The organism is Rhizobium sp. BK379 (assembly GCF_014193955.1).
Lineage (GTDB): Bacteria > Pseudomonadota > Alphaproteobacteria > Rhizobiales > Rhizobiaceae > Rhizobium.
Genome location: NZ_JACIAD010000001.1, coordinates 182,236 through 199,971, shown reverse-complemented (window position 1 = coordinate 199,971; position 17,736 = coordinate 182,236). Strand labels below are relative to the sequence as shown.

General features: G+C 59.4%; 19 protein-coding genes. 5 read left to right on the top strand and 14 right to left on the bottom strand.

From position 1 onward, the window contains the following. Nucleotides 1-15 precede the first annotated feature (15 nt). The 11 genes from FHT93_RS01140 to FHT93_RS01090 all read right to left on the bottom strand — a co-directional run bounded on the left by FHT93_RS01140 (nt 16) and on the right by FHT93_RS01090 (nt 10,634). The gene (locus FHT93_RS01140; RefSeq protein ID WP_113212642.1) at nt 16-846 is read right to left on the bottom strand and encodes a phosphatidate cytidylyltransferase; all 831 of its coding nucleotides are present in this window, start codon (nt 844-846) and stop codon (nt 16-18) included. 2 nt (nt 847-848) lie between these two features. Continuing rightward, nucleotides 849-1,592: an isoprenyl transferase gene (locus FHT93_RS01135; protein ID WP_029869054.1), complete on the bottom strand. Its 744-nt coding sequence runs from the start codon at nt 1,590-1,592 to the stop codon at nt 849-851. Between the two features lie 37 nt (nt 1,593-1,629). Beyond that, nucleotides 1,630-2,190: a ribosome recycling factor gene (frr, locus tag FHT93_RS01130; RefSeq protein ID WP_029869055.1), complete on the bottom strand. Its 561-nt coding sequence runs from the start codon at nt 2,188-2,190 to the stop codon at nt 1,630-1,632. A gap of 51 nt (nt 2,191-2,241) precedes the next feature. Continuing rightward, nucleotides 2,242-2,964: a UMP kinase gene (pyrH, locus tag FHT93_RS01125; RefSeq protein WP_029869056.1), complete on the bottom strand. Its 723-nt coding sequence runs from the start codon at nt 2,962-2,964 to the stop codon at nt 2,242-2,244. A gap of 95 nt (nt 2,965-3,059) precedes the next feature. Continuing rightward, a complete protein-coding gene (gene tsf / locus FHT93_RS01120; RefSeq protein ID WP_029869057.1) occupies nt 3,060-3,986 on the bottom strand; it encodes a translation elongation factor Ts in 927 nt (308 codons plus the stop codon). 239 nt (nt 3,987-4,225) lie between these two features. Next, on the bottom strand, nt 4,226-4,993 hold the full coding sequence (gene rpsB, locus FHT93_RS01115; RefSeq protein WP_029869058.1) for a 30S ribosomal protein S2: 768 nt from the start codon (nt 4,991-4,993) through the stop codon (nt 4,226-4,228). A 208-nt stretch (nt 4,994-5,201) separates the two neighbouring features. Beyond that, a complete protein-coding gene (locus FHT93_RS01110; protein ID WP_183845914.1) occupies nt 5,202-6,305 on the bottom strand; it encodes a substrate-binding domain-containing protein in 1,104 nt (367 codons plus the stop codon). Further along, nucleotides 6,305-6,922, bottom strand: a complete 618-nt coding sequence (locus FHT93_RS01105; protein WP_113117123.1) for a 5-bromo-4-chloroindolyl phosphate hydrolysis family protein — start codon at nt 6,920-6,922, stop codon at nt 6,305-6,307. Before FHT93_RS01105 ends, FHT93_RS01110 begins: the two co-directional genes overlap by 1 nt. Before the next feature lie 7 nt (nt 6,923-6,929). Then, nucleotides 6,930-8,516 carry a substrate-binding domain-containing protein gene (locus FHT93_RS01100; RefSeq protein ID WP_183845913.1) on the bottom strand — a complete coding sequence of 529 codons (1,587 nt, stop codon included), beginning with the start codon at nt 8,514-8,516 and terminating at the stop codon, nt 6,930-6,932. Continuing rightward, on the bottom strand, nt 8,513-9,589 hold the full coding sequence (locus FHT93_RS01095) for a toxic anion resistance protein (protein WP_183845912.1): 1,077 nt from the start codon (nt 9,587-9,589) through the stop codon (nt 8,513-8,515). Before FHT93_RS01095 ends, FHT93_RS01100 begins: the two co-directional genes overlap by 4 nt. 205 nt (nt 9,590-9,794) lie before the next feature. After that, on the bottom strand, nt 9,795-10,634 hold the full coding sequence (locus tag FHT93_RS01090) for a cell envelope integrity EipB family protein (protein ID WP_029868876.1): 840 nt from the start codon (nt 10,632-10,634) through the stop codon (nt 9,795-9,797). 150 nt (nt 10,635-10,784) lie between these two features. Here FHT93_RS01090 and FHT93_RS01085 point away from each other — a divergent pair, with 150 nt between their 5' ends. The 5 genes from FHT93_RS01085 (at nt 10,785) to FHT93_RS01065 (ending at nt 14,082) form a co-directional block, all read left to right on the top strand. Continuing rightward, a complete protein-coding gene (locus tag FHT93_RS01085) occupies nt 10,785-11,252 on the top strand; it encodes a RidA family protein (RefSeq protein ID WP_029868877.1) in 468 nt (155 codons plus the stop codon). Then, nucleotides 11,252-11,971: a glycerophosphodiester phosphodiesterase gene (locus FHT93_RS01080; RefSeq protein ID WP_113013610.1), complete on the top strand. Its 720-nt coding sequence runs from the start codon at nt 11,252-11,254 to the stop codon at nt 11,969-11,971. The genes FHT93_RS01085 and FHT93_RS01080 overlap by 1 nt, the downstream gene beginning before the upstream one ends. Nucleotides 11,972-12,049: 78 nt before the next feature. Beyond that, nucleotides 12,050-13,252, top strand: coding sequence for a GNAT family N-acetyltransferase (locus FHT93_RS01075; protein WP_183845911.1), 1,203 nt, complete (start codon nt 12,050-12,052; stop codon nt 13,250-13,252). A gap of 51 nt (nt 13,253-13,303) precedes the next feature. Then, on the top strand, nt 13,304-13,732 hold the full coding sequence (locus FHT93_RS01070; RefSeq protein ID WP_037106265.1) for an HIT family protein: 429 nt from the start codon (nt 13,304-13,306) through the stop codon (nt 13,730-13,732). Nucleotides 13,733-13,791: 59 nt separating this feature from the next. Next, nucleotides 13,792-14,082 carry a Dabb family protein gene (locus FHT93_RS01065; protein WP_112547841.1) on the top strand — a complete coding sequence of 97 codons (291 nt, stop codon included), beginning with the start codon at nt 13,792-13,794 and terminating at the stop codon, nt 14,080-14,082. 64 nt (nt 14,083-14,146) lie between these two features. Here the strand turns inward: FHT93_RS01065 and clpA are convergent, their stop codons facing one another. The 3 genes from clpA to FHT93_RS01050 form a co-directional block, all read right to left on the bottom strand. Then, the gene (clpA, locus tag FHT93_RS01060; RefSeq protein ID WP_112547842.1) at nt 14,147-16,639 is read right to left on the bottom strand and encodes an ATP-dependent Clp protease ATP-binding subunit ClpA; all 2,493 of its coding nucleotides are present in this window, start codon (nt 16,637-16,639) and stop codon (nt 14,147-14,149) included. A gap of 10 nt (nt 16,640-16,649) precedes the next feature. Further along, nucleotides 16,650-17,000 (bottom strand): ATP-dependent Clp protease adapter ClpS, encoded by a 351-nt coding sequence (clpS, locus tag FHT93_RS01055; protein ID WP_112547853.1) that lies wholly within the window; start codon nt 16,998-17,000, stop codon nt 16,650-16,652. 263 nt (nt 17,001-17,263) lie between these two features. Then, entirely contained in the window at nt 17,264-17,632 is a 369-nt protein-coding gene (locus tag FHT93_RS01050) for a phasin family protein (RefSeq protein WP_112968468.1), read from the bottom strand. Nucleotides 17,633-17,736 lie beyond the last annotated feature (104 nt).

Genomic DNA, 17,736 nt, shown 5'->3' with positions numbered 1-17,736 from the left:
ATCTGGCCGCAACGATCAAAGGCCGAACAATGCCGCACCGAGCGAGGTCGTCCCGGTGCCCTTTATCAGCGAAAAAAGGCCAGCAAGCAAGAACGCTGAAAAACAGGCGAAAATCAGTCCATCGACACGGTCCATGACCCCGCCATGTCCCGGAATGAGACGGCTGGAGTCCTTCACGCCGAATTTTCGCTTGATGAAACTTTCGAAAAGATCGCCTGACTGGCTGAAGACGGACAGGATGAGCGCGATCACTGCGGCGCGATCCACGGCTTCCGGAACAAGAAAATGGACAATGACGGCTCCGGCAATGACAGCCGAAATGGCACCACCTACGGCCCCGGACCAGGTCTTCCCGGGCGAGATGCGCGGAGCAAGCTTTGGACCGCCAATCGCGCGTCCGACGAAATAGGCGAGAATATCGGTTGCCCAGACCACCGCGAAGATGAAGAGCATCGCATAGAGGCCAAGCGTTTCATCGCCGCGGATCGCGGCAAGCGCCAGTCCAGTACCCCCTGCATATAAAAGGCCCGGAGCGAACCAGCGGCTGGCGCGATGCAGAAAGATCATGGCGATGCCGAGAGCGGTCAAGGCGATCAGCATTCCCAAGGCATATTCGAATGCGCCTGCCAAAACGAGCAGGGCAACCACCACCTCGCCCACCCAGCCGAGCACGTTCGTGACCCGGTCGCGGGCGATGCCTGTAATCGTCGACCATTCATAATAGATCAGGAGCGCGATCGCCGCCGCCACAATGCGGAAGATAAAGCCGCCATACCAGGTGGCGGCAAGAATGATGATCGCGAGAATCAGGCCTGAAACGATACGGAGCTTCAGTTCCTGCTTCATCGTCAGGTGTTCACTGCTGCGGCCTGAGCGGAAAGACCACCGAAGCGGCGATCGCGCGAGGCAAACTTCTCAAGCGCCGATAGGAAGAGCTCGCGGCTGAAGTCGGGCCAATATTCCGGCAGGAAGACGAATTCCGAGTAGGCAGCCTGCCATAACAGGAAATTGGAGAGCCGCTCTTCGCCACTGGTGCGAATGATGAGATCGGGGTCAGGAATGCCGGCCGTATCCAGCCGGGCATCGATCAGCGCGGGCGTGATGTCCTGCGACCTGAGACGCCCCTCCTCCACATCCTTGGCGAGGCTCATCATGGCGCGGGCGATCTCGTCGCGAGATCCGTAGTTGAAGGCGATGACGAGTGTCAGCGCCGTATTGGCCTTGGTCGTTTCCTCGGCTTCCAGCAGGAGCTTGAGAATGTCGCTGCGCAGGTTGACACGGTCGCCGATCACTCTGATGCGCACATTCTGCCGGTGAAGCTCAGCGAGATCGCTGCGGATGAAAGCCTTCAGGAGGCCGAGAAGATCGGTAACCTCGGCCTCCGGGCGACGCCAGTTCTCGGAGGAAAAGGCAAAGAGCGTCAGATATTTGATGCCAAGATCGCCGGCAGTGCGCACGGTCTGGCGAACGGTCTCGACCGCTCTGCGGTGTCCCATCGTCCGCGGCAGGCCGCGCTGCTTTGCCCAACGACCGTTGCCATCCATGATGATGGCAACATGTTCTGGCGCAGTCAAAAATGAGGTTTCCGACATTTTCTGTCCGGTCTTTCTTGGCGGGGACGCAAGTATACTAGACTTGCATGATTTCCTTTTCTTTCTCGCCAAGCAAGCGGTCGATTTCCAAAATCGTATCGTCCGTCATTTTCTGAACACGTTCCGACTGTGCCCGGCTTTCGTCCTGGCCGATTACGCCATCCTTTTCGGCTTTCTTAAGGCCGTCCATGCCGTCGCGTCGTACGTGGCGAATCGCAACCTTGCTCTTTTCGGCATAGTCATGGGCGACCTTGACGAGTGACTTGCGGCGCTCTTCGTTGAGCTCCGGCAGCGGGATGCGAAGGTTCTGACCGTCGACGATCGGGTTCAGGCCGAGATTTGATTCGCGAATCGAACGGTCCACGGCGCCGACCATGCTCTTGTCCCAGACGGATACCGTCAGCATGCGTGGCTCCGGCACCGTGATGTTGGCGACCTGGTTCAGCGGCATGCGCGAACCATAGGCTTCCACCGTCACCGGATCGAGAATGTTGGCCGAAGCGCGGCCTGTGCGCAGCGATGCAATGTCGCTCTTGAACGCGGAAACCGCGCCATCCATGCGGCGCTTCAGTTCCTTGATGTCGATACCTTCACTCATACCTATTCTCCTGTCTCAGAAGATTTGCGCCGGCAACGGCACAGCTCCCTATCAGTTGTCGGACACGATGGTCTTGAGACCACCACCCGTCAAGATTTCAGCGAAACGTCCCTTCTCGTGAATCGAGAAAACAACGATCGGAATGGAATTCTCGCGCGCGAGTGCAACAGCGGCCACATCCATGACCGCAAGGCCCCGGTCGAGAACCTCCTTGTGCGTCAGATGGTCGAAACGCGTCGCTTCCGGATCCTTCTTCGGATCGGCGGTGTATATGCCGTCGACCTGCGTGCCCTTGAAGATTGCCTCGGCGCCCATTTCGGCGGCGCGCAGCGCTGCAGCAGAATCAGTGGTGAAGAAAGGATTGCCCGTGCCGCCGGCGAAAATAACCACCCTGCCGAGCGACAGATGATACAACGTGGCGCGCTGCGAGAAGCTCTCGCAGATTTCCGGCATGGAGATTGCCGACAGAACCACAGTATCGATATTCAGCTTGCGCAGCGAGGTCGCCAGCGCCAGCGCGTTAATGACCGTGCCGAGCATGCCCATGTGATCGCCGGTGACGCGGTCGCCACCCTTGGACGCAACCGCGACGCCACGGAAGATGTTACCACCGCCGATGACGACGCCGACTTCGACACCCATCTGCCGCGCATCGGCAATGTCGGACGCGATGCGGTCTGCCACCGCAACGTCGATACCGAAGCCCTGCGAACCCATCATGGCTTCCCCAGAAGCCTTGAGTAGAACACGTTTGTAGATTGGTTCCGACGTCATGTTGGCTCCTCGTATATTGCCGCAATTGCCCGATACACGAAGGGCACCGCGTTGTCACGCGATGCCCTTCGGTTTTCCCAAATATGGCTGAAAGATCAGCCCTTGGCGACAGCAGCGACTTCGGCTGCGAAGTCGGTCTCTTCCTTCTCGACGCCTTCGCCGAGGAGCAGACGGGCCATGCCGACGACTTCGATCGCAGCGCCGGCTTCCTTTTCGGCTGCCTTGACCGCAGCGCCGACCGTCAGTTCCGGGTTGATGACGAAAGACTGCGAGAGAAGGGCTACTTCTTCGAAGAACTTGCGCATGCGGCCTTCGACCATCTTTTCGATGATGGCTTCCGGCTTGCCGGATTCGCGGGACTGCTCGATGAAGACGTTGCGTTCGCGTTCGGCGACTGCCGCATCGACTTCTTCGGCACGGATCGCCAGCGGGTTGGTCGCGGCAATGTGCATGGCAACCTGGCGGCCGATCGAGGACAGGACGGCCTTGTCACCCACCGACTTCAGCGCGACGAGAACGCCGAGCTTGCCGATGCCGTCGCCGGCAGCGTTGTGGATGTAAGTGGCGACGACGCCGTGCTCGACTTCCAGCTTGGCTGCACGACGAAGCGTCATGTTCTCGCCGATGGTTGCGATCGCTTCCTTGATGGTGTCGGCGACCGGCTTGCCGGATGCCGGATAGGTCGCAGCCGAAATGGCTTCGACGGTGCCGTCGGTGGAAAGCGCAACTTCAGCGATGCCGCGTGCGAGATCCTGGAAGGCATCGTTACGGGCAACGAAGTCGGTTTCGGAATTGAGCTCGATGACGACAGCCTTGTGACCGGCGCCGGCGATGGCGACCAGGCCTTCAGCAGCGGCGCGGCCGGACTTCTTGTCGGCCTTGGAGATGCCCTTGGCGCGCAGCCAGTCGATCGCGGCTTCGATGTCGCCGTTGGTCTCGGTCAGCGCCTTCTTGCAGTCCATCATGCCTGCGCCGGACTTTTCGCGCAGTTCCTTCACCAGTGCAGCCGTAATCTCGGTCATAAGCTTCCTCTTGTCGGTTTATTCGGTGGCCCGCAGAACGCGGTGCGGCACCGGATTGAGGCACGAAATGTACCTGTATGTATGACAGCGTTATGAAGACGCGCCATACAGAATTCATGGAGGCAAAAGCAATCACAGCTTCCGCCTGAAACGGGCAAGGCCGCCGAACTTCTGAGAGTCGCGAGCGGCCTTTCCCAATCCTTGCAAGCTTGGGCGGAGCTTTGCTCCACCCGCTTTTATCAGGCTTCGCTCGCCTCATCGAGCGCCGGCTCGAACGGAACTTCGGTCGAAGCGCCGAGGTCGCGGCCCGATCCGCTCTGCTGACGGGCGATACCGTCGATCGCAGCGCGGGCGATCAGGTCGCAGTACAGAGCGATGGCGCGCGAGGCGTCGTCGTTGCCCGGGATCGGATAGTCGATCAGGTCCGGATCGCAGTTCGAGTCGATGATGGCGACGACCGGGATGCCGAGGCGCTTGGCTTCGTCGATCGCGATCTTTTCCTTGTTGGTGTCAATGATGAACATCAGGTCCGGCGTGCCGCCCATGTCCTTGATACCACCGAGGGCCTTGTCGAGCTTTTCGCGCTCGCGCTCGAGGTTCAGGCGCTCCTTCTTGGAGTAGCCGGACTGCTCGGAGCTCAGGATTTCGTCGAGCTTGCGCAGGCGCTGGATCGAGTTGGAGATCGTCTTCCAGTTCGTCATCATGCCGCCGAGCCAACGCGAATTGACGTAGTACTGGGCAGAACGCTTGGCCGAGTCAGCGATCAGCTCGGAAGCCTGACGCTTGGTGCCAACGAAGAGAACGCGGCCGCCACGAGCAACGGTGTCGGACACGACCTGGAGGGCGCGCGACAGCATCGGAACGGTCTGAGCCAGGTCGATGATGTGGATGTTGTTACGATCGCCGAAAATGTAGGGCTTCATCTTCGGGTTCCAGCGGTGCGTCTGGTGACCGAAGTGGACGCCTGCTTCGAGAAGCTGGCGCATAGAAAAATCAGGCAATGCCATGCCTTTTACTCCTTTGCCGGTTGAACCTCCGCAAGGCGAACAGCATCCTCTTTGAAGATGCCACCGGGCGGAAAAGCCGGATTTCTCCCGGACGATCCCATGCCTTACGTGTGGAATGCGCGTGCCCTTACATTCGATTTTCCGCAAAAGCAAGGCTTGTGCCAAAAAATCTGCCTTGGACAGCGCTCGATATATAGACCCGAACGGTTCAGTTTGCCAGCATGTTGAGCAACGCCAGCATGACACCGGCATCCGGGATCGGCAGCACCGCATCGATCTCGGATGGCAGAAGGCCGGCAATCGTCCCCTGCGTATCGCCGGTCGCCGTGCCGAGCGGTCCGCGGAAACCATGTTTGGTCCAGGCAAGCTCCTGCAGCCTTGCGCTCGTCAGTGCCTCGATCAGTCGTTCGGCCGTTTGGTCGACGACGATCAGCGGGTGGGCCGAGTAGACGGTCGGGCGCGGATAGAGGACGACGGGCTTCGCCCCCTGCCCCGACTGGATGCGGCTCCACCTGTCGGAATCGGCAAGCGCCCATTCGACCAGCTGATTCTCGTAGCCGACGATCATCGGCTCGCCGCCGAGGCCGCCTGCCAGATACTGATCGAACAGCTTGCCTGAAGACGGCGATTTGAAACCCATGTTGCGGAAGATCGACTGCACCTTGCCGCCAAACCGGGTGAGATCATCTGGTGTTGCGACATTGCCGCTGAAGAGGCTGAGCGCAAGGCCCGAGAAGATGAAGCCGGAATTCGATCGGTTCGGATCGGTGGAGACGATGCGCGCCCGGCCGTAAAGTGTGGCGACGCCGAGCTTCGACCAGTCGGTGCCGGCAAGAATGGCGTCGAGCAAGGCCTTAAGGTCGAGCTGATGATGACCGTCGACTACGGTCACGAGACCCGAATTGATCAGTCCATCCACGACAGGCTGCCATGTGTAGACGACGACAGGCGTGTTCAGCATGACCCTGTCATCGCGGATCTTCACGCCGCTCTGGCGGGCGATATCCACCATGATGGACGACGACGGCCAGAGAAATTGCGGGTTCTGCGACAGCAAGGCCTGCTCGCGAACCATCTCGACCGAGCCGGCGACGCGACTGTCGATCGATAGGCCGTAGTCCTTGACGGCGCCGACGACGTCGGGATCGGCAAGGAAAGCCTCTTTCTCGCCACCGACGAAGCCGAACAGCTTTGTACGCGTCCCCAGCAGGCCCTGCAGCTCTGGCCGGTCGCGAACGGCGAAATAACCGCCCGTGCCGGCGATACCGGTGGCAAGCAGTCCAACTCCAAAGGCGCGGCGGGAGAGAGCCATCAGCGTCCGAGATCCTCTTTGAGCGATGCCTGAATGAGGCGCAGGTCGGTGTCGAGCGTGCCAAGCGCATCATCGACAAGGCTGTCGGCATAGTGAACGAAGGCATCCTCCAGCTTTACCAGTACAGCGCGGACGTCCTCCAACTGCTTGATGTCAGGCGCGCGCTTCGCCTCGATTGCCGCAAAGCCCTCTGCAACCTCGGCCGCACGCGGCAGATAGTAGCTGAGGAAACGGCGTACGGCATTGGCGCTCTCCGGCTTTGCCTCCACCGTGCGGAAGACATCGGCGGCTATTTCAGCCAGGTGACGCACGCGCGCTGCGGTCTGCTTATCGGTGATATCGTCGGCTGCCGCCTCCAGCCTTTGCGCGGACGGCACCGCCGCTTCCAGCAATTCCCTTGCGAAGGCGAGACGACCGCGGCCGATGACCTTGATATCGAGACCTTCGAAAAGCCTGCGTGGCGCCAGAAGGAAAACGAGGCCGGCAAAAACCAGAAGGCCAATGACGGCGGCAATCCAGAACGGCATGCCGGCGGCAAACGTCAGGACGGGGACGAGAATGGCGGTCACCAATCCCGCCATGATCCAGTTGCCGTCATTGCCGAGCCAGTTGCGCATGCCGGTCCTAGTTGTAGCCGCGGGCGGTGCGGAAAGCCGTCGCAAGGTCCGACCGGCCATCGAAGACACGTGCCGCGGTCGCTGCCGCCAGACTGTCGAGCTGGGTCTTGTCCGCATCGCCGAAGGTGATCCCGAAAATCGGCACGCGTGGTTCCATCGCGTTCCAGTCGCTCATGAAGGCTGCACTCTGGTCATCCGATCTGCCGTCAGTCATGATGATGATCGCCGGCAGATAATTGCCGAGGTCCCCGGTCTTCGTCATCTGCTGGAGTGCGCGTTCGGCGCAGGCATACATATTGGTGCCGCCGCCTGCATGCTGTCCGGAAACGGCGTTGAGAAGCCCCTGCTGTTCCATCGTGTCGCCCGAGGCCGAGAAGATATCGCGGACATTGGCATCGAACGGAATGATGAAGATGCGGTCGGCCGGCGACCATTGCACCAGAACCTTGCTTGCCTCCTCGGGCGTGAAGAGGAAGCGCATCGCCTGCTGCAGACTGTTCTCGCCATCTCCCTGCATCGAGCCGGAGAAATCGAGGCAGAGTACCGTCAATGACGGTTTGCGCAGCGCCGCCTGATAGAGCGTGAGCGCCTGGCGGATCACGGCCGGCTCCGGCATGCGGATCGCGGTCACCAGTTTGGCAGGATCGAAATTCCAGCTCGGCTCAGCTTCGGCGGTGACGCTGCCGAGCGGCAGGCGGCGGCCGGTTTCGGCAATCTTCTTCTGCACATCGGGCGAACGTAGATAGGTGAGCAGATCCTTGAAAAAGGCCTGGACCTCGGGACCCCGGCCATGATCCACAAAGCCGATCGGCGAATCCGCCATCGCCACGCCATCGGCGGGATAAATGGCATAGAGCGGCTCCTTGCCGATGCCTGACAGCTTGTCGTTGGCTTCCTTTATGACAGCCTCATAATTCCACATCGCATCATAGACCGTGCCCTTGCCGGCCGAGTCCGTATAGAGGTCGGCAAGCCAGCCCGACGAGCCAGAGGAGCGCACGACGCCGGCAAGCAGGCTTCGAACGGTGTCCTGCACAGTCTTGTTGTCGAGATCGCCCGGCTCGATGACAGGCTTGTTGCCGAGCGCGCTTGAAAGCATGGCGAGATAGGCGCTGGCACCGGAATTCGACTGGGTGGCCGATGTCATCAGGAATTTCAGCGATCCGCTGTTCACCGCTGTCAGGATATCCTTCATGAAGACATCCTTGCCGACCCAACCGAGCTGCTCGGCCTTCGACTTGCGCACGCCGAGGATGACGGGTGTCTGCGCCACCGATGTCAGGTCCTTGACCCTGCGTTTGGCATCGAACATGTCGACCCAGACGCTGGAGGCCGGCCACACGGCATCCTGTTCCACGCCTTGATCGCTTTGCAGCGCAAGGCCGATATCGAGGGTGCCCTCATATTTGAAGGAGCAGGTCGCGTGCTTCTCCTTGCAGAATTCCTCGACGATCGGCTGCAGGATGGTATTTTCCGAGCCGGAAACGATGGAAAAATTCGGGCCGCTGGTGAAAGCATCGCATCCTGCAAGTGCCACCAGGCCGGACAGGGTGAGCGCGGACACGAGTGATCGGATAATGATTTTGCCGCTCACGCCTGGGTCATCGCCTTCTTGAGGTCGATTGTCAGCTGTTCCATCTGCTGCTCGGCCTGTGCACGCTTCTTGCGCCCCTCTTCCTGCACGCGCAGCACGCCGGTGACGGTATCGATCAGATCCTGATTGGCCTTGGCAAGTGTTTCCATATCGACAATGCCGCGCTGCGACTGCTGCTCGATGGCGATCGCCTGATCCTTCATCATTTCGGAGGCCTGGCGGATCATATCATTGGTGGCGTTGGTCACCGTCTTCTGCAGGTCCAGGGCCGATTTCTGCCGTGTGAGCCCCAGAAGGATCACCATCTTCTGCTTCCAGGCGGGAACCGTCAGCGCCGAGGTCGCCTGCAGGTTCTCGATCAGCGTCTCGTCGCCGGCCTGGACGATGCGGATCTGCGGAAGCTGCTGAATGCCGAGCTGGCGCGCCTGCTGCAGATAGAAGATGCGCTTTTCAAGCCGGTCGAGCGCCTGGACACTGTCCTGATAGGTCTGGGCTTCCAGCATGCCGCCGCCGGGGCTGGAGGATGCGGCATCGGCAGCGCTCTTCAACTTCGGCAGCTCGATCAAACGAAACTGCTCGGCGAAATTCTTGCCTGCCTGGACATAGGCATCGAGCTTCACGATCGACTGCTTCGTCTCTTCATGCAGGTCGTCGAGAAGGGCAATGTCGCGACGCAGCGTATCCTTGTGGCGGTCGAGCTCCAGGCCGATGCGGTCGATCTGGCCGGCGACATCCTCGAACTCCTCCTTGAAGCGCTCGAGACGCGCCTTCGCGGAGAGGAACACGCGGCTCAGGAAACCCCTGTCCTTGATCGACGCGGGATCAAGGCTCTTCGATTTCAGGATGATGTCGGTCAAAAGCTTTCCGACCTCGCCAAGATCCTTGTTGCGCACCTCGCGCAGGATCCTGTCGGCATAGCCACTGACGGCTTGCTGCGCGCGGTCGCCGTAAACGGAGATGCCGGCACGGTCTGCAATGCTGATGGTGTCCGTAATGCGGGCGACTTCCCGGGGGTCGGCGGCAATCGCCGGCAGGGGAGCATTCTGGACAGTCGCGAGATCGGTATCGGCCATTCGGGTCGTCTTTCTCGGCTTGTGGCGCAATTGGTGTTACGAATTGCGACCCCATAATCGGAGCAAATGGGTCAAACGCCACGCAGGACCGGAAAGGCAGAATTCCGCAAAGACCGGCCCGCGGCGACTCATCTGCGGGACGGCAGTTTAGCTGTACTAGAAATACTGTTTTATGACAGGCGCTTACGTCGGCGCAAAAGCCATCTTACTGGCAGGCAGGCGCAGCCTTCTTGTCGAGCAGCTCGAGCTTGGCGAGCTTGCCGGTCAGGACGAAGTCTCCATAATCCATCGTCAGATCCCGGGTGATGCCGTTCTCATAGAGCTTGAACGACATGCGATAGACCGGCAGCGTGTCGGATTTGGCATTCTCGTTAAAATAGGAGATCGTCACCGGCCAGAACGAAGACTTGGCAAACTCGCCGGCATTGTCGGCATCGGCCTCGTCCGCAGCCGGAGTTTCCTGCTTGCCGACGATCGTCGTCGTTACCAGGGATTTGTCGCCGTCGTCAGAGCCGTCGAAAACGCGCGCCTCGAAGAAACGCTTGCCGTCCTTGGCGTTCTGGATGACGTCGAGCATGTGCTCGGTCGGAAAACGGCTTTCCGCGAGCTGCAGTTCACGGCTTGCCGGCTGCTTGAGATCGACCTTCACACCCTCCGGCTTGTCTTCGGCCGCACCGTTGACTTCCTTGTCGAGCTGATCGTCGGTGAAGGACTTGGTGTCGAAAGTGAACTTGCCGTCCTTCAGGCTTTCAAAGGTTTTGGTCTGCTGATCGCTGACGCGCACGTTGTCGCCCGTGTCGATCTGGGTGACGAAGCGGAAGTTGGTGGTGAAGCCTTCGCAGTAATTGCCGTCGAACTCATAGACCATGCGGCCATACATGGAAGCGATGCCCGAGCGTTCCGAAGCATCCTTCAGTTCCAGGTCGTAGACGGCGCGGTGAGCGACAAGCCCGGTCGCGATCGCAGCGCTCGTCGCCGGCGCGGCCGCCGAAACATTGGCGGAGACGCTTGCGAGAAGAAGAGCGGCAAGTGACGATCGGAACATTCATTAACTCCTGTTGGACTCGTCCGCGATGTTATAAGAACCGTTTCGGCCAAATCGAGGCGGCCAAGTCGAGGCTCGAAACTGTCACATTAAAGATTCTAGTCTTGATGCATAATTTTTGAAGAATTGACAACAAAAGCGGAGACGAAAATGTCCGATCAAATCGCAACGCGTCTCTCGGAAATGGGGATAACCCTGCCCGAAGCTGCCGCACCCGCCGCCAATTATGTCCCCTATGTCATCAGCGGCAATCTGCTCACCATCTCCGGCCAGCTGCCGCTTGAAGGCGGCAAGGTCGCCGTGTCGGGCCATCTCGGCAAGAATGTCGATGTCGCCACCGGCCAGCGCGCGGCAGAGCTTTGCGCCATCAATATTCTCGCTCAGGCAAAGGCGGCTCTCGGCGGCGACCTCGGCCGCATCCGCCGCGTCATCAAGCTCAACGGCTTCGTTGCCTCGACGCCTGATTTCATCGAACAGCACCTTGTCATCAACGGTGCTTCGAACCTGATTGCCAACGTACTTGGCGAAGCCGGCAAACATGCCCGCGCTGCCGTCGGCATGGCAGCCCTGCCCCTTGGTGCTGCAGTCGAAATCGATGCTATCATGGAAATCGCATAATGACGAATGCCGCCTGGATCAAAGAGCTGCCGGTTGCGCACCGTGGCTATCACGACCTCAACAATACCGTCTGGGAAAACACGCTCTCGGCTTTTTCACGAGCCGTCGAAGCAGGCTTTGCCATCGAATGCGATCTGCATTACGCGTCGGATGGCGTGCCAATCATCTTTCATGACGAAGATCTGGAACGTCTCTGCAACCTGAAGGGCGACGTGCGTGAGCGGACCTCCGGGGAGCTCGGGCTGATCGCCATCGGTGGCACGAAGGACAAGGTGCCGACACTGAAGCAGCTTCTCAACCTCGTGCAGGGTAAGGTGCCGCTGGTTCTGGAACTCAAGGGCCGCGAGGCCGATGACGAAGGCTTTGCCGAAAGCGTTCTCGAAGTCCTCGAGGGCTATGAAGGCAAGGTCGCGCTGATGAGCTTCGACCATTGGCTGCTGAAGGACCTGAAGGAGCTCGGCGCCCCCTACCCGGTCGGGCTGACGGCCAACGGCAACACGGCGGAAGAATATGCCACGCATGAGAAGGCGATGGAGCTTGGCCTCGATTTCATCTCCTATTATTATGCGGACCTGCCGAACTCTTTCATCTCGCGCCAGCGCGACAAGGGCATTCCTGTCATAACCTGGACAGTCCGTGACGAAGATGCCCGCAAGCGCACCTTCGACAATGCCGACCAAATGACTTTCGAGGGCTTCGATCCGCGCGCGGCGGTTTGACGCTCGCTTTTTCGACAAGATCGTGCGCAGACTGGGAGGGAGCCCGCTCCCTCCTCCCAACGGCTTCGCATTTGCTTCATGACAGACGAATCGTCAGACGAACTTTCCATTCGCATCGAGCGATCATTCACCGCGATTTCCTCCGAGCGCTGGTCCAGCCTTTCGGGAGCATCGAGGACGTGCGACACCGTCGCCTATAATCCCTTTGTCTCGCATGCCTTTCTCTCGTCGCTGGAAGAATCCGGCTCGGCCACCGCCCAGACGGGCTGGCTCGGCCACCACATGCTTCTGGAGACGGACAAGGGCGAGCTCGTCGGCGCCCTTACCGGCTATCTCAAGAACCACAGCCAGGGCGAATATGTCTTCGACCATGGCTGGGCCGACGCTTTTGAACGGGCCGGCGGCAGCTATTATCCGAAGCTGCAATGCTCGATCCCCTTCACGCCCGCGACCGGTCCGCGTCTGCTGGTAGCCGATGGATTTGCAAGACTGCCAATACAGAATGCCATGGCGGAAAGCCTCAAGGAGGTGGTCCGCCGCCTCGATATTTCCTCGGCGCATATCACTTTCGTGCCCGAGGACGAGATGTCGGTCTTCGACACCGACGGCTATCTTCATCGCACGGACAAGCAGTTCCATTTCATCAATGAAGGTTATGCCAACCACGATGAATTCCTGGAAACGCTCGCCTCCCGCAAGCGCAAGGCACTCCGCAGGGAGCGTCGAACGGCGGTGGAGAACGGCATTTCCATCGACTGGCTGACGGGACGGGATCTGACCGAAAAGATCTGGGACCAGTTCTTTGCCTTCTACATGGATACTGGCGGCCGCAAATGGGGGCGGCCCTATCTGACGCGCAAATTCTATTCGCTGATCGGCGAGCGGATGGCTGACGACATCCTGCTCGTCATGGCAAAACGCGAAGGCCGCTATGTTGCAGGCGCCATCAACTTCATCGGCGGCGATACGCTCTACGGGCGGCACTGGGGCTGCATCGAGGACCATCCCTTCCTGCATTTCGAGGTCTGCTACCATCAGGCCATCGATTTCGCACTGGAAAAGGGCCTCAAGAAAGTGGAGGCCGGCGCGCAGGGCGAACATAAGCTTGCCCGCGGTTACCTGCCGGTGACAACGCATTCCGCCCATTATATCGCCCATGCGGGATTGCGGCGTGCGGTTTCCGACTATCTCGAGCGCGAGCGAGAGGATGTCGAATACATGAATGAGATGCTTGCCGAGCATACGCCCTTCCGCAAGGGCGAACGGCTGCAGGAGGATTGACGCGCTTGGCTCCGCCGCGCTACGCGATGGGAAACACGAGGAGATTTCGCCATGACCAGCGCCGCCTATGACGACAACAATATCTTCGCCAAGATCCTGCGCGGTGAAATCCCGTCACATCGCGTCTACGAGGACGACAAGACCGTTGTCTTCATGGATGTGATGCCGCAAGCGCCGGGTCATGTTCTGGTCCTGCCGAAGGCACCTTCCCGCAATATCTTTGATGCCGACCCCGCTTCCCTTTCCCATACGATCACCGTCGTCCAGAAAGTCGCCAATGCGGTCAAGGAAGCCTTCGACGCTGATGGTGTGTTCATCGCCCAGTTTAACGAGCCGGCGGCAGGTCAGACCGTTTTCCACCTGCATTTTCACGTCATCCCTCGGCACGAGGGCGTGGCGCTCAAGCCGCATTCCGGCAAGATGGAGGACGGCGCCGTGCTTGCCGCCAATGCAGAGAAGATCAAAGCGGAACTCGCGTAACCGAAACGCCAGCCCATTTTTCGAAATGCCAAGTTGCTTCATCGATTTAGGAGAAAACCATGATCCGCCACACTGTTGCGTTCCGCCTCAAACACCCTGCCGGATCCGCTGAAGAGAAGGCTTTCCTGGGAGAGGCGCTGACGCTCAGGCAGATCCCGAGTGTCAGAAATTTCGAGCAACTGCGCCAGACAAGCCCGAAGAACGATTTCACCTTCGGCTTTTCGATGGAGTTCGACGATCAGGCTGGCTACGACGCCTATAACGTCCACCCGCTGCATGTGGCCTTCGTGCGCGATCGCTGGGTGCCTGAGGTCGCGGATTTCCTCGAGATCGACTACGCGAAGCTCTGAACATTCCGCTAAAAACAACAAAGGCCGCTTCTCAGCGGCCTTTGTTTATTATCAGTCCCGAAGCTTACTTCTTGCGCGGAACCTTAGGAACCGTCGAGCCCTTCTTGGGAGCGTCGCGGACTTCAGGCTCAGGCTGCGGCACGGTCTTCGCCTTCGTCTTCTTGACCGGCTTGGTCTTCAGCTCGCCATCATCCTCGTCGATCGCTTCCGGATGAACCAGTTCGGCTTCCGGCTTCGGCTTGATGGGCGCCGTTTCCGGAATGGCTTCCAGAATGAGGCCGGGCTTGCCGTCTTCCTTCGTGCCGACGGTGACGTTGACGACGCCGCCCTTCTTCAGCTTGCCGAAGAGGATTTCGTTCGCCAGCGGCTTCTTGATGGCATCCTGGATCACGCGGGCAAGCGGGCGGGCGCCCATCTTCTCGTCGTAACCCTTTTCCGATAGCCAGGCGATCGCATCCTCGTGCAGGTCGAAGGTGACGTTGCGTTCCGAGAGCTGAGCTTCCAGCTGCATGATGAACTTCTGCACGACCTTGTGAATGACGGCCGTCGGCAGCGGTGCGAACGGGATGATCGCGTCGAGACGGTTGCGGAATTCCGGCGTGAACAGGCGGGTCAGCGCCTCTTCGTCTTCGCCGGTACGCTTGGACGAACCGAAGCCGATGGCGGCCTTGGCCATTTCCGAAGCGCCCGCGTTGGTCGTCATGATCAGAACGACGTTGCGGAAGTCGATCTTCTTGCCGTTATGGTCGGTCAGCGTGCCGTGGTCCATGACCTGCAAGAGGATATTGTAGATATCCGGATGAGCCTTTTCGATTTCGTCGAGCAGGACCACGCAATGCGGATGCTGGTCGACGCCATCGGTCAGCAGGCCGCCCTGATCAAAACCGACATAGCCGGGAGGTGCACCGAGCAGACGGGAAACCGTATGCCGCTCCATATATTCCGACATGTCGAAGCGCAGCATCTCGACGCCGAGCGAGGCGGCAAGCTGCTTGGCGACTTCCGTCTTGCCGACGCCAGTGGGGCCGGAGAAGACGTAAGCACCGATCGGCTTGTTCGGCTCGCGCAGGCCGGCACGTGCCAACTTGATCGAGGTGGACAGGGCTTCGATCGCCGTATCCTGACCATAGACCACCGAGCGCAGTTCCTGCTCGAGATTGGCAAGAACGGCTTCGTCGTCCTTCGAGACGGTCTTCGCCGGGATGCGGGCCATCGTCGCAATCGTCGCTTCGATCTCCTTTTCGGTGATCAGCTTGCGGCGCTTTGACGGCGGCAGCAGCATCTGGGCCGCACCGGTCTCATCGATGACGTCGATCGCCTTATCCGGCAGCTTGCGGTCCGAGATGTAACGGGCCGAGAGTTCGACAGCCGTCTTGATCGCCTCGTTCGAGTAGCGCAGGTGGTGGTATTCTTCGAAATAGGGCTTCAGACCCTTCATGATCTCGATCGCATCATCGATCGACGGCTCGTTGACGTCGATCTTCTGGAAGCGACGGACCAGAGCCCGATCCTTTTCGAAGAACTGGCGATATTCCTTGTAGGTGGTCGAACCGATGCAGCGGATCGCTCCAGAAGACAGGGCCGGCTTCAAGAGGTTCGAGGCATCCATGGCGCCGCCCGACGTTGCACCCGCACCGATGACGGTGTGGATTTCGTCGATGAAGAGCACGGCGCCCGGATATTCTTCCAGTTCCTTGACGACCTGCTTCAGGCGCTCTTCGAAGTCGCCGCGATACCGTGTGCCGGCAAGCAGCGTGCCCATGTCGAGCGAGAAGATGGTGGCGTCAGCCAGTGCTTCCGGCACCTTGCCTTCGACGATGCGCTTGGCGAGGCCTTCAGCAATGGCAGTCTTGCCGACGCCGGGATCCCCGACATAGAGCGGATTGTTCTTGGAGCGGCGGCACAGGATTTGGATGGTCCGGTTGACCTCGGCGTGACGGCCGATCAGCGGGTCGATCTTGCCGCCCTTGGCCTTCTCGTTGAGGTTCACGCAGTAAGCCTTCAGGGCGTCCTGCTGCTTCTTCGGCCCGCCTTCTTCCTCATTGCCGCCGCGTGCGGTCGGCTTGGATTCAGACTCATCCTCAGCGCCGCGCGGCGGCCGGTTCTCGGATGCGCCGGGGCGCTTTCCAATGCCGTGGGAGATGTAGTTGACGGCGTCGTAGCGGGTCATTTCCTGCTCCTGCAGGAAATAGGCAGCATGGCTTTCGCGCTCGGCGAAGATCGCAACCAGCACGTTGGCGCCGGTTACTTCCTCGCGGCCCGAAGACTGGACATGAATCACCGCACGCTGAATGACGCGCTGGAAGCCGGAGGTCGGCTTGGAGTCCTCGTCATAACCGGTGACCAGGTTGGAGAGTTCGTTATCGACATATTCCAGGAGCGTTTTACGGAGCGCGTCGAGGTCGACATTGCAGGCACCCATGACCGCAGCCGCATCGGCATCGTCGATCAGGGCGAGCAGCAGATGCTCGAGCGTCGCATATTCATGATGCCGCTCGTTGGCAAAGGTCAGTGCCTGATGGAGCGCCTTCTCAAGACTAGGCGAAAATGTTGGCACGTTCAGTTCCTCACTTCTTTTCCATGACGCATTGCAACGGATGCTGATGCTGCCGGGCAAAGTCCATCACCTGGCTCACCTTGGTCTCCGCTACCTCGTATGTGAATATTCCGCATTCGCCGACGCCATGGTTATGGACATGCAACATGATGCGGGTGGCACTTTCCCGATCCTTTTGAAAAAAACGCTCCAGGATATGGATGACGAATTCCATTGGGGTGTAGTCGTCATTCAAAAGCAGTACGCGATAAACGTTGGGCTTCTTGGTCTTCGGCTTGGTGCGCGTGATGACCGAGGTTCGATTTCCGTTGTCCCCGTTCCTTTCGCTGTCGTTCTGCATCCGGATCGGTTTGGCGATCATTTTCATTCATTCCTCAATCAATCCGGCGAGCAGCATGGGAGGGGTGCTTTCCCGCCGAATATCTGAAACACTAAGGTAGTTCATAATAGAGCGATTTTAAGCCCCTTGTTTCCGACTGCAATCACAATTCCGCAGGACTTGACGCAAAGGCCAAAAAAGTCTGCGTAAAAACCGGAGCATGCCTCGGGAAACAAAAAAGACCGGCCGCAAATGCGGTGCCGGTCTTTGATTTTCAATAGGTGGGGCGCGATGCGCCACCAGATTTATGCGGCGGCAGGGGTTACCGGAGAGGCTTTCGAAACCTTGGCGGCAGCGGCAGCCATCGGCGCCTCGTAGGGCTTATAAGCATTTTTAGCGAGGTCGGCATACATTTCGCCGAGCCTGGTCGCCTCAGTGATGAAAGCCTCATAGGAAGACTTCGCATAGTTGGTCTGCAATTCGAAGGCCGCCTCGAAGCTCTTTACGCCCGACAGCGTCTCGAAATGGGTGACGGCATCCTGAAAGGACTTCTTGGAATATTCGGCCGCCTCAGAGGCGATCGCCTGAAAACCCTTGGCGGTATCGGAATAGCTCTTGAGCACCGAATCCACGGTTTCCTTGCTCTTCCGGTTCGCATCGTCGAAATTGAACATGACCATCCTCCAATTGGCTGTTGCAGGCAGAGGGTAGCTGCAACGCACAAAGAGTCAAGTAGTCTTGTGCATTGCAAAACATCCAGTGGTTGTAGTCAGTATTC

Bases quoted from the DNA above. Each gene is read 5' to 3' on its own strand.
- FHT93_RS01065 (WP_112547841.1), top strand. From the start codon at position 13,792: ATGATCCGCCACACTGTTGCGTTCCGCCTCAAACACCCTGCCGGATCC.
- FHT93_RS01050 (WP_112968468.1), bottom strand. From the start codon at position 17,632: ATGTTCAATTTCGACGATGCGAACCGGAAGAGCAAGGAAACCGTGGAT.
- clpS (WP_112547853.1), bottom strand. From the start codon at position 17,000: ATGATCGCCAAACCGATCCGGATGCAGAACGACAGCGAAAGGAACGGG.
- FHT93_RS01135 (WP_029869054.1), bottom strand. From the start codon at position 1,592: ATGTCGGAAACCTCATTTTTGACTGCGCCAGAACATGTTGCCATCATC.
- FHT93_RS01090 (WP_029868876.1), bottom strand. From the start codon at position 10,634: ATGTTCCGATCGTCACTTGCCGCTCTTCTTCTCGCAAGCGTCTCCGCC.
- rpsB (WP_029869058.1), bottom strand. From the start codon at position 4,993: ATGGCATTGCCTGATTTTTCTATGCGCCAGCTTCTCGAAGCAGGCGTC.
- FHT93_RS01095 (WP_183845912.1), bottom strand. From the start codon at position 9,589: ATGGCCGATACCGATCTCGCGACTGTCCAGAATGCTCCCCTGCCGGCG.
- pyrH (WP_029869056.1), bottom strand. From the start codon at position 2,964: ATGACGTCGGAACCAATCTACAAACGTGTTCTACTCAAGGCTTCTGGG.
- FHT93_RS01080 (WP_113013610.1), top strand. From the start codon at position 11,252: ATGACGAATGCCGCCTGGATCAAAGAGCTGCCGGTTGCGCACCGTGGC.
- FHT93_RS01110 (WP_183845914.1), bottom strand. From the start codon at position 6,305: ATGGCTCTCTCCCGCCGCGCCTTTGGAGTTGGACTGCTTGCCACCGGT.
- FHT93_RS01070 (WP_037106265.1), top strand. From the start codon at position 13,304: ATGACCAGCGCCGCCTATGACGACAACAATATCTTCGCCAAGATCCTG.
- FHT93_RS01140 (WP_113212642.1), bottom strand. From the start codon at position 846: ATGAAGCAGGAACTGAAGCTCCGTATCGTTTCAGGCCTGATTCTCGCG.
- FHT93_RS01075 (WP_183845911.1), top strand. From the start codon at position 12,050: ATGACAGACGAATCGTCAGACGAACTTTCCATTCGCATCGAGCGATCA.
- FHT93_RS01105 (WP_113117123.1), bottom strand. From the start codon at position 6,922: ATGCGCAACTGGCTCGGCAATGACGGCAACTGGATCATGGCGGGATTG.
- frr (WP_029869055.1), bottom strand. From the start codon at position 2,190: ATGAGTGAAGGTATCGACATCAAGGAACTGAAGCGCCGCATGGATGGC.
- FHT93_RS01085 (WP_029868877.1), top strand. From the start codon at position 10,785: ATGTCCGATCAAATCGCAACGCGTCTCTCGGAAATGGGGATAACCCTG.
- tsf (WP_029869057.1), bottom strand. From the start codon at position 3,986: ATGACCGAGATTACGGCTGCACTGGTGAAGGAACTGCGCGAAAAGTCC.